1 protein-coding gene is annotated in these 1,663 nt (G+C 53.2%); it reads left to right on the top strand.

The annotated features are described in order from the left end of the window. Positions 1–71: 71 nt before the first annotated feature. Positions 72–1,502 (top strand): IS1182 family transposase, encoded by a 1,431-nt coding sequence (locus tag K787_RS0121545; RefSeq protein WP_022964855.1) that lies wholly within the window; start codon positions 72–74, stop codon positions 1,500–1,502. Positions 1,503–1,663: the final 161 nt, after the last annotated feature.

Raw genomic sequence — 1,663 nt, 5'->3', positions numbered from 1 at the left:
CCCAGAGTGTGTAAAAACGCTATCTCAGACCCTTGCTATAATTTCTGAGAATCTCATTGCAAGGGAAATCAATGAAACGGTTTATCCAGGGTGAACACCGAGGTCAAAGCACCTTGCTTCCCGAAAGCCTCGACGACTACGTCAGCGATATCAATCCAGTGCGCGTGGTCGATGTCTTCGTCGATGAACTCGACCTAGCCAAACTGGGTTTCGATGGTGTGATTCCAGCCGAAACCGGCAGGCCTGCTTATCACCCTGCGATCCTGCTGAAGATCTATATCTACGGCTACCTGAACCGCATTCAATCCAGCCGTCGTCTGGAGCGTGAAGCCCAGCGCAACGTAGAGCTGATGTGGTTAACAGGTCGCTTGATGCCCGACTTCAAGACCATCGCCAACTTCCGAAAAGACAACAGCAAAGCTATTCGCGGCGTCTGCCGTCAGTTCGTTTTGCTCTGCCAGCAGTTGGGGCTGTTTAGCGAAAACCTGGTTGCCATTGACGGCAGTAAATTCAAGGCGGTTAACAACCGCGACCGGAACTTCACTAGTGCGAAGCTGAAGCGGCGCATGGAAGAAATCGAGGCGAGCATCAGCCGTTATTTGGCCTCACTCGATGCGGCTGATCGCCAGATACCTAGCGCCTCTAAACCAGATACGGTGAGCTTGGAAGATAAAATCGCCAAGCTCAAAGCACAGATGAAAGAGCTTCAGGGGATTGAGTCACAGCTCAACGAATCGCCAGATAAACAGGTTTCGCTGACCGACCCGGATGCCCGTTCGATGATGACGCGCGGCAGCGGGATCGTTGGCTACAACGTACAGACGGCTGTCGACACGCAGCACCATTTGATCGTTGCTCACGAGGTCACCAACCGAGGTTCTGACCGTGACCAACTCAGTTCAATGGCGAAGCAGGCTCGTGAAGCCATCGGCGTAGAAACGCTGTCGGTAGTTGCCGACCGAGGCTATTTCAAAGGCGAAGAAATCCTGGCTTGTTACGACGCAAACGTCACCGCCTACGTGCCGAAGCCGATGACTTCAAGCGCCAAAGCTGATGGCCGATTCAACAAAGATGCCTTCGTGTATGACGCGACCAGAAACGAATACACGTGCCCGGCGGGAGAGGCCCTGATCTGGCGATTTTCCAGCGTTGAGAAAGGCATGAATATGCATTGCTACTGGAGTTCAAAGTGTCAGAGTTGCACGCTGAAAAGCCAGTGCACACCAAGCACAAATCGTCGAGTAAAGCGTTGGGAGCATGAAGCTGTGCTTGAGGAAATGCAGCGACGGCTGACCAGAGCACCAGAGATGATGCGGATCCGAAAAAGGACCGTTGAGCATCCCTTCGGGACGCTTAAGCAATGGATGGGTGCGACGCACTTCCTGACCCGGAAGCTCAACGGCGTGAGTGCCGAGATGAGCTTGAATGTGCTCGCCTACAACCTGAAGCGGGTTATGAAAATCATCGGTACAGAAGGCTTGCTGAAGGCGATGGCGGCGTAAAAGCCTCAGCTTTTACTGCTCCAGGAGATGCCGAAGAGCTCCATACACGTTCTGACGCGCTATCGACACTGATCTTGGCAAATGTCCGGAAAATCGCCTCGCCCAAGAGCACTGGGCTTAGTCATCCAACATGCGAAAAGTGTTTTTACACACTCTGGGCC

Source organism: Halopseudomonas pelagia CL-AP6 (genome assembly GCF_000410875.1).
Lineage (GTDB): Bacteria > Pseudomonadota > Gammaproteobacteria > Pseudomonadales > Pseudomonadaceae > Halopseudomonas > Halopseudomonas pelagia.
This window is presented reverse-complemented; position numbering and strand designations above follow the sequence as displayed.